Raw genomic sequence first — 8,822 nt, 5'->3', positions numbered from 1 at the left:
CTCCTGTATTTGTAACTATTGCAGGGCTTGTCACCGAGGTAGGCGGTGCTATGTCTCATGGTGCAGTAATTACCCGTGAATATGGTCTACCGGCAGTGGTTGGGGTGGAAAATGCAATGAAGCTGATAAAGGATGGGCAGAAGATCAGCGTAAATGGAACAGAAGGATATGTAGAGATTCTATAGCATTGGATTTGCTTCTCATTCTCCTGCATTAAATGCGGTTACGCCTCTCTTGGTGCCAAAAGAAATGTTCACCAAATATGCCGGTTACAGTCAGTCATTACAATCAATAATTTATATATTCAGTCCAGCTACAGCGGCATTTTTGTATTCTGTTTGGGAATTAGATACAATTATTGCACTGGATGTGCTTGGTGTAATAATTGCCAGTATTACGGTAACAGCAGTAAAGATTCCTATACTTATTATGGAGCAAAAAAGCTTGAATCACAACTTTGCAGGAGAAATGAGAGTCAGCATGGAATATTTTAAAGGAACTCCTCTACATGTGTCAATTACAGAAATTGCCTATGCATCCGGGATGTTGCTGGGTGGAATACTCCTGGGGTTAGCAGGTAATTATAAAAAACGTATTGTTTTAATTGCAGCATCTATTTTTGCGATGAGTATCAGTTTAGCCATATCAGGACTGCTTCCTACAGAGGCGTTTTTAATATTTGTTATCTGTTGTATAATTATGGGGCTATCTGTCCCTTTTTATAGTGGAGTCCAAACAGTTCTTTTCCAGGAAAAGATACAACCGGAATACTTAGGGCGGGTATTTTCTCTAACAGGGAGTATTATCTCTCTGGCTATGCCTGTTGGCTTGATACTATCAGGGATGTTTGTTGATCTGATCGGTGTTAACACCTGGTTTTTCATATCGGGCATATTAATTATGGTAATTGCTTTAATTTGCCCGATTGTCCCAGCTGTTAAGTCACTCGATGATAAATAAAAATAATGAGGGAACTTATTATAATGACCTTGTCACCAAATAGAAAAAACTTCACCATAAGAAGCGACGAAGACCTTCAAAAGGTTACAGTTGGAAATTTAAAATCACATAATGCAGGAATAACTCTGGTTGAATATGACCTACAATTGCCTGAGTTATTCAGACAGGAGGCTAACCGGCTTATTTCTGTGCTTCGTAAAAAAGTAATACAGGTAGAACATGTCGGCTCTACCTCAGTACCAGGATTGTGTGCCAAACCAATTATTGACATGCTTCTAGTTGTGAAAGATTCGGCTGATGAATCATCATATTTACCAATATTAGAAACTGCAGGTTATACTTTACACATACGGGAACCTGATTGGTTAGAACATCGTGTATTTAAGGGACCTGTTACTGATATTAATCTATATGTTTTTAGTAAAGGTACCTCTGAAATTGATAGAATGTTACTCCTCCAGGATTGGTTGCAAACCCATAAACCTGACCGGGATAAATATGCCTGGGTCAAAAAATCCCTGGCAAAGAATAAATGGTGTCATGTACAGCACTAGGCAGATGCCAAAACAGAGATAATTTTAGAGATTATGGAGCGAGCAAGTACTAATAAGTAACATCTATAGCTATAAGATTGATGGTTTTCTATTTATCTTTATTACACTATAAATTAGTTTAATTGAGAATCTTTTGCAGAGTTATTTGATTAAAATAGGGGATTTGCATAAAAATATGATTATGAGAGAAAAAAAGTTTAAGGAAATGTATTGTGAAACAGCATTGAATAAGCTTAAAAGAAAGATGCCTTACAGGTGGGACTTGAATGTTTATCGTGGTTGTGAACATGGCTGCAAATATTGCTATGCAATTTATTCTCATGAGTATCTTGGCTCACAGAACTATTATGAGGATATATTTATCAAAACAAATATCATTGAAAAGCTGGAAAAACAACTCAGCAATCCTGACTGGAAAAGAGAGATTGTTAACATTGGTGGAGTTACTGACAGCTATCAGCCAGCAGAGAAATATTATAAATTTATGCCGGAAATACTAAAACTTTTTATCCGGTTTAAAAATCCGGTGATTATTTCCACCAAATCAGATCTGATATTAAGAGATTTTGATTTAATTGATGAGCTGTCAAGATTAACCTATATTAATGTAGCAGCTACCGTTACTACAGCTGATGAAGAATTAAGAGAGTTAATTGAGCCTGGATCAGTCAATTCAATAAGACGTTTTGAAATGCTGAAAACATTCAGAAAAACTAATGCCTCTGTAGGCTTGCATGCAATGCCTATTATCCCATATCTTACAGATAATTATGACAATATTAATTCAATTTTTTATTGGGCAAAAGATAGTGATGTGCATTATGTTTTAACTGGAACCTTATATTTAAGAGGTAAAACAAGAAAGTTATTTTTTGAATTTATTAAAGAGAAATTTCCACATCTCTACCTGGACTTTATTAATCTTTATAAGACTGGAGGAGCCAATAAAGAATATAAGAATTCATTGTATAGGATGGTCAATAAACTAAGAGATAAGTATTCTCTTTCCAGTAGTTATTCTAAAATAATGAAGGAAAAGTTAAAGTAGGACAAACTAAATAATGTTTTTACTTCTTATGATTCCAAGTAAATGAAAAGCACTTCAAGAATAGAAAATATTGGTTAGACTATAAGATTTCTTGCTATCGTTATTAATGAATTTAATTGACAGCAAGGGGAAAAAGAGTTATTTATTAAACATAAAAAAGATAACAATTAATAAGAAAAGAATAGGGAATATTTAGTGTATATAGAAGCTCAAAGCTGAGCAAGGAAATACTCCCCCCTTAGACGCTTTCTCTCGCATCTAGCTCCTGATTTTACTGGGACTACTATTTGCTTCTTTGGGAATTATATTTTGTCTTATCCCGGGAATTCTAGTTTTGCAGTTAATCGTATTCGTTGGGGTGCCTAATAGTATTGGTGGTATGATTTCGTTAGGGAAATTTCTTATTACTATTCTAAAAAAATCGATACAACCGCATAGCTCCACTCTCCAGTCTTAGTGAAGCTTTTTACAGCACAGCTAACTTTGGGATTACTGTCAATTCTTTTTGGATCATCTTTACTTATTGCTAATCTCATTCCTGGATTAATCGTTGGTAATGATTTTCAGGCAAGTAGATCAGAGACAGGATTCTTGAGAAAATTAGCTTGAGAGTTTAAATTTGGGGAAGATATTATATTTAGGTTTTATAATTTACTTATATAAATAACGAATAAGAAGAGTAAAGAATAAATACAGAGACAAGTTTTTCACATTGGTTAGATAGATAAATTAAATATTAGATTTCTATTCGTATCATACACATTAGTGAAGAAGATTTTTGATATAATCAGATTAATATTTATTAATTATCAGTATTAGGAGGTTTTAATACAATGCTGGAGATACCAGAGAGTATGACCATTGCCAGACAGCTTAACGAAACAGTACCGGGAAAAACAATTTACAAAGTGATTGCCAATGCTTCGCCACACAAGTTTGCTTTCTATCATGGCGACCCTGCCGGTTATCATGCACTGCTTATCGGACAAGTCATAGGAAACAGCATCGGTATGGGGGCAATGATTGAGATTTCTGCCGGTGACCGCCGGATTGTTCTCGGTGATGGAGCTAACCTTCGTTATTATGATAATTCAAGTAAAACCTCAACAAAACACCAGCTTTTACTCGAATTTGATGATAAGAGCACTTTAGTTTGTTCAGTTCAGATGTATGGAACCGTCCTGGCATTCAGGAAGGGAACCTATGACAACAAATACTATCTCATTGCTAAAGAAAAACCCAACCCGCTTAGTGATGATTTTGACAAAACCTACTTTCATTCATTGTATACTGAAGCACTTGGTAAACTCTCAGCCAAAGCCTTTCTTGCTACCGGGCAGCGTATCCCTGGCCTGGGTAACGGTGTACTGCAGGATATCCTCTTTTATGCCGGCATTCATCCCAGGCGGAAAATGAAGTCAATCACGGAAAAAGAATATACCGGTTTGTTCAGTTCAATCAAAGATACTTTGGCGGAAATGACGAGGCTTGGAGGACGTGACACCGAAAAAGATTTATTTGGAAAAGCAGGCGGGTATAGGACAATACTCAGTAAAAATACCGTCGGGAAGCCGTGTCCGGTATGTGGAGCTGTTATTAAAAAGACTTCTTATCTGGGTGGTGCAATATATTGGTGTCTTGACTGTCAGCCACCTTCCGATTAGTAAATCAATATTTCTATATTGATTATTTATTTTGCTTTCCTTTAATTCATTATAAGGCAAAGATGTCCTTGATGCGTTTCTTGTTTCTTTTCTTTAAGAATTACAAAAATTAATACCTATGTAAGACACTGTATTTTTTACATAAAATATATTGACAGTAAGAAAAAAATATAATTATAATTAAAAATATATAATAAATAATAATATATAAAAAAATAAATATTTTTTCTATTCTAAATTAAAGCTCTAAGCCGATAAAGGTTTACCATTCGCAAGAATGGGACACAAAGTTACGGATCCCAACTCAATGAGTTTCCCCTTTTGGGACGGCCGGACTGCCTGCTTTCTGCCTTCATTATAAGCTAGCTGATTATTTTGCCTAAAAATAAGCAATCAGCAGGTACAAATAATCCTGAATTGAACTTTCAAAAAATAATGGATTATGGCCCTTACATGATAACATATTTTTTAAAAAATAGTATTTTAGATTTTTTAAAATACCTCTAACAAGAACATGGACGGTTTGTTTTCTCCAATAAAACTAAAGAAGGTGATGACAGGCAAAAAAGATAAAATATGCCAAGATGATAAATAAACCTTTAGTTAAATTGCTTTAATATTTTTGCTAACAGTTTAAAAGTCCAAATGATGATATCAGTTCGAAAAACATTATTATACATTTTTCATTTTTGATAAATAGGGGGAAATAATGAAAGGAAAGTTTCAATTTCAAGATGGTTTTGTCTACAAAATGCCTGCTCATTTTGGAGGGTATCAGTTTTATCCAGTAAGAGTTAAATATAATGATATAACCAATATTGTCATACAGTATGAAACCAAACCGGAAGTATTATTGCAATACATTCCTGAGGAGTTTGACTTGCTTAAACCTCTGGTTAATGTACAGTATAGTAACTGTCGGGATGTGGATTGGATGGCGGGTGGAGAATACCGGCTCATCCAGGTTACAGCACCGGTAAAATATACAGGTAGCTCTGAAGGTCTTACAGGAGAATATGCTCTGGTTGTATGGGAAAATAAAACCTGTCCAATTATCGGAGGACGGGAAGAGGATGGGGTTCCCAAAATATTTGCCGATATTGCCAATGAACGTTATCTGAATGATCATTGGTTTACTACTGCCAGTTATGAAAGCAATACTTTTCTAAAGATGGATTTTTATAAGAAGGCAGAATTAGCAAAGGCTGACATTGAAAAGTTAAATGAAAACCCCAAAATAAATCTATTTGGCTGGCGTTATTTACCTAACCTGGGTAAAGGTGGAGCTACTCTAAGCCATGCCACTCTCTATCCTCAAGAAGCGACCTTCATTCAAGGCTGGATAGGGGATGGTAATATACAATGGAACCAGCTTGTAAAAGAAGAAAATCCTATGCAATGGCATATTATTAAAGCCCTGGCTGAATTACCAATTGTAAGGTATGCCAATGCAATGATATTAAAAGGGTCAGCCCAGCTTAATGTTGGGGATTCTAAGATTTTACCTTAACAATACAGATAGAGAAAAGGAGAAAGAAATGGCTGAATATTTTGAGAATAAAGTAGCAGTGGTGACAGGGGCTGCTTCTGGGATTGGACTGGGTTTAACTGAAAATTTACCGGCAACGGGAGCCAGCGCAGTATTTATGGGTGATTTGAATCAAGAAAACCTTGCCAGAGAGATTAAACGCCTCAATAAGGATTATCCTGGTAAAGTCTATTCTGTAATAACTGATGTGACTAAATTAGAACAGATTGAGAACCTGATTAGTAAAGCCAGGGATTTTAATGGACATTTGGATTTTGTCTTCAACAATGCTGGAATAGGGGTGACTTTACCTACAGAGAAAGTTACCTTTGAAATTTGGAAAACTGTTATTGACATCAATCTGATGGGGATTATTTATGGTACCTATACTGCAATACCTATTATGCGGGAACAGGGATTTGGGCATATTGTCAATACTGCCTCGATTACCGGACGTGTTCCTGTGCCTTACCAGGCAGTCTATGCTGCTTCCAAAAGTGCAGTCATATCCATGACTGAGTCCTTGCAATATGAACTGGAAACAGAAGGAGTACAGTTCAGTGTATTTTGTCCCGGCAATGTAAAAACCGGAATTTTTGGAAATACGCCTCCACCAGATGCAATTACAGTCAAAGAGGCGGTAGATTATATTTTTCAGGAATTAGAGAAAAAATCACTGATAATTATCTTCCCTCAGACTATGCGTAATGTTGATATTTTATATCGGGAAAATAGAGCAGAATTTAATCATTTTGCCCGGAAACTTGCTGCAGAGCGGCGTGAAAACTATCGTACCAAAGGGACTTACTATTAGTTTCAGGAAATATTGATTGAAGGTTGAGGGTAAGAAATGTTAAAATACAATACCTTAAAAGAAGTGGATATTCCGCTGGAGGTAGTTATCCTGCTTGTTGCAGGATTGGTTTCGCTGATTACCGGGATATTACTTTTTCCGGTTTCTATGGGTATGCTCCCTTACCATGAAAATGGCCTGTATGGATTATTTTTGGTTCTATTCTCTTTACAGATGATAACATTGGGGAAAACCCCTTTTGGAGAAGCAGGCAGGTCAAATTTTTTAATAATGATAGGTTTATTCATTGCGGCATTAGGTGTTATTACCTGTTTTATTCCAGGTCTTTTAGGGCAGGCTCCCCGTATCCTGCTTTTTATCTGTTTTGGTCTGGGCGGATTTTGTTTGCTTTTACAATTTTTTTCTAAAGAAAAATATCAAACCTGGGTTAAATATGGTGGGATTTTTCATCAGTTAATCATAGGGTGTGGGTCTGTTTATTTGTTGTCAATACTGATTGGCATTCTGGTATTGAACCCCTCTCTGATTACCACAAAAACAACAGCAGTTATAGTTTTCATATATGGACTGGCGATTGCATACCTTGCCTGTATCTTGAGAGTAATTTATCTCCAATTCCCAGAAGCAGAAAATAATAAGAAGGGAAGTGTAGAGCTTTCTACTGACAAAGCCATGATATTATTATTGAGCATTTTTATGTTATTGCTGGGATTGTTTTTGATTCCGGTCAGCTTAGGATTGTTCCCTTTTTCTGCCAACGCCCAGCTGGGACTGCTGATGGTCATTTTTGCTATCCAGATGTTATCCCTTGGTAATACGCCAATTGGTGTTTTTCCCCGTACCTGGGTGATGATTTTGCTGGGTTTTTTGTTTGCCTCTTTAGGAATAATATCCTGTATTATTCCGGGGATTTTAGTTTACCAGTTGACTATACTTGTTGGTTTACTTAATATTATTGGTGGAATAATTTCATTAAGAAAATTACTTGTTCCTCTTTGGAAAAAACCAACGGAATTATATCATTCCACACCCCCGATTTTAGTAAAGCTCTTTACAGCCCAGCTGGCTTTGGCTTTACTATCAATTCTTTTTGGAACTTCCATGCTTATTTCCAATCTCATTCCTGGATTGATTGTTGGGGTGGTTCTATCTGCCAATGGATGTGTTCTTTTATACCTTTTTAATATCCTGATTCTCTTAGACAGGATAGAAAATAATGAGGTCATCAGTGAGACTGAATAGTATGGAAATATTACTTGATAATGTAGGACATAAAAGATATTTGCTAAATTTAATAGAATAAGTAAATTACATGAAAATAAAACAGGTAAAAGCGCAAAAATATGATCAAAAGACAATGGTATGAAAAATTATTTGAGAATTATGCGGAAAAATATGATAAAGAGTGTTTTACCCAGGGAACAATTGGTGAATGCGATTTTATCGAACAGGAACTAGGGTATAATAAATCTTTAAAAATATTGGATGTAGGATGCGGAACTGGAAGACATTCTGTCGAATTAGCTAAAAGAGGATACAATATTACCGGGATAGACTTATCCGAATCCCAATTAAAAAGGGCAAGAGAAAAAGCAAATGCTAATTGTGTCGTAATTGCTTTTCAGCAGCAGGATGCCAGGGATCTTCATTTAGATACTTGCTATGATGTGGCAATCATGCTTTGTGAGGGCGGTTTCCCTCTGATGGAAACTGATGAGATGAATTATGAAATACTTCAGAATGTTATCAGGGTATTGAAAAGTAAAGCTAAATTTATTTTTACTACGTTAAATGGATTATTCCCATTATACCATTCGATTAAACAGCTTTGCGCTTCCACTGCCGAAGAGGAGAATGTCATCTACCATAGCAATACCTTTGATTTAATGACTTTTCGCGATTACAATATTACTGAAATCGAAGATGATGATGGTCACAAGAAAACTATCAAAAGTAATGAAAGATATTATGTTCCAAGTGAAATTACCTGGCTGTTAAAATGTCTTGGTTATCAAAAAATTGATATTTTTGGGGCAAAATTAGGGGCTTATTCGCGAAATGACAAATTAACTACCGAAGATTTTGAAATGCTCGTTATTGCTGAAAAGTGATAAAAATCACATAACTTAATTTTTCCGACTTAAGAACTTAAATAAAGATAAGTTAAAAGTATTTCAGAAAAGATAGGCTAAGAATAACATATAATATTTCATGTGCGTTTCATGGAAAGAGAGGGGGTTAATTTATCCAAAAT

The 8,822-nt window shown here is 35.5% G+C and carries 8 protein-coding genes, 1 pseudogene and 1 riboswitch; all 9 genes and pseudogenes read left to right on the top strand.

The window, feature by feature from the left end:
* The coding region (locus PHD84_04485) for a PEP-utilizing enzyme (GenBank protein ID MDD5637057.1) at positions 1 to 185 on the top strand (185 nt) is incomplete at its 5' end.
* Positions 184 to 960 (top strand): annotated as a pseudogene (locus PHD84_04480) (MFS transporter). The gene PHD84_04485 and the pseudogene PHD84_04480, both read left to right, overlap by 2 nt.
* 23 nt (positions 961 to 983) lie before the next feature.
* Complete coding sequence (locus PHD84_04475; protein ID MDD5637056.1) at positions 984 to 1,514, top strand: GrpB family protein; 531 nt, start codon at positions 984 to 986, stop codon at positions 1,512 to 1,514.
* Between the two features lie 181 nt (positions 1,515 to 1,695).
* Entirely contained in the window at positions 1,696 to 2,562 is an 867-nt protein-coding gene (locus tag PHD84_04470; GenBank protein ID MDD5637055.1) for a radical SAM protein, read from the top strand.
* Positions 2,563 to 3,395: 833 nt separating this feature from the next.
* Entirely contained in the window at positions 3,396 to 4,226 is an 831-nt protein-coding gene (locus PHD84_04465) for an endonuclease VIII (protein ID MDD5637054.1), read from the top strand.
* A gap of 249 nt (positions 4,227 to 4,475) precedes the next feature.
* A riboswitch (cyclic di-GMP riboswitch) is annotated at positions 4,476 to 4,569 on the top strand.
* Between the two features lie 366 nt (positions 4,570 to 4,935).
* Positions 4,936 to 5,736: an acetoacetate decarboxylase family protein gene (locus PHD84_04460; protein ID MDD5637053.1), complete on the top strand. Its 801-nt coding sequence runs from the start codon at positions 4,936 to 4,938 to the stop codon at positions 5,734 to 5,736.
* A gap of 28 nt (positions 5,737 to 5,764) precedes the next feature.
* The gene (locus PHD84_04455) at positions 5,765 to 6,568 is read left to right on the top strand and encodes an SDR family oxidoreductase (GenBank protein MDD5637052.1); all 804 of its coding nucleotides are present in this window, start codon (positions 5,765 to 5,767) and stop codon (positions 6,566 to 6,568) included.
* Between the two features lie 36 nt (positions 6,569 to 6,604).
* Positions 6,605 to 7,810 carry a hypothetical protein gene (locus tag PHD84_04450; GenBank protein ID MDD5637051.1) on the top strand — a complete coding sequence of 402 codons (1,206 nt, stop codon included), beginning with the start codon at positions 6,605 to 6,607 and terminating at the stop codon, positions 7,808 to 7,810.
* 101 nt (positions 7,811 to 7,911) lie between these two features.
* Positions 7,912 to 8,679 carry a class I SAM-dependent methyltransferase gene (locus PHD84_04445; protein ID MDD5637050.1) on the top strand — a complete coding sequence of 256 codons (768 nt, stop codon included), beginning with the start codon at positions 7,912 to 7,914 and terminating at the stop codon, positions 8,677 to 8,679.
* Positions 8,680 to 8,822 lie beyond the last annotated feature (143 nt).

The sequence above is a fragment of the Atribacterota bacterium genome (genome assembly GCA_028717805.1).
In the GTDB taxonomy this organism is placed as follows: domain Bacteria; phylum Atribacterota; class Phoenicimicrobiia; order Phoenicimicrobiales; family Stramentimicrobiaceae; genus Stramentimicrobium.
The sequence above is the reverse complement of the archived record's forward strand: the minus strand, read 5'-3'. Positions and strand labels throughout refer to the sequence as shown.

Coding starts and splice junctions, on each gene's coding strand:
- PHD84_04475 (MDD5637056.1), top strand. CDS start 984: ATGACCTTGTCACCAAATAGAAAAAACTTCACCATAAGAAGCGACGAA.
- PHD84_04470 (MDD5637055.1), top strand. CDS start 1,696: ATGAGAGAAAAAAAGTTTAAGGAAATGTATTGTGAAACAGCATTGAAT.
- PHD84_04465 (MDD5637054.1), top strand. CDS start 3,396: ATGCTGGAGATACCAGAGAGTATGACCATTGCCAGACAGCTTAACGAA.
- PHD84_04460 (MDD5637053.1), top strand. CDS start 4,936: ATGAAAGGAAAGTTTCAATTTCAAGATGGTTTTGTCTACAAAATGCCT.
- PHD84_04455 (MDD5637052.1), top strand. CDS start 5,765: ATGGCTGAATATTTTGAGAATAAAGTAGCAGTGGTGACAGGGGCTGCT.
- PHD84_04450 (MDD5637051.1), top strand. CDS start 6,605: ATGTTAAAATACAATACCTTAAAAGAAGTGGATATTCCGCTGGAGGTA.
- PHD84_04445 (MDD5637050.1), top strand. CDS start 7,912: ATGATCAAAAGACAATGGTATGAAAAATTATTTGAGAATTATGCGGAA.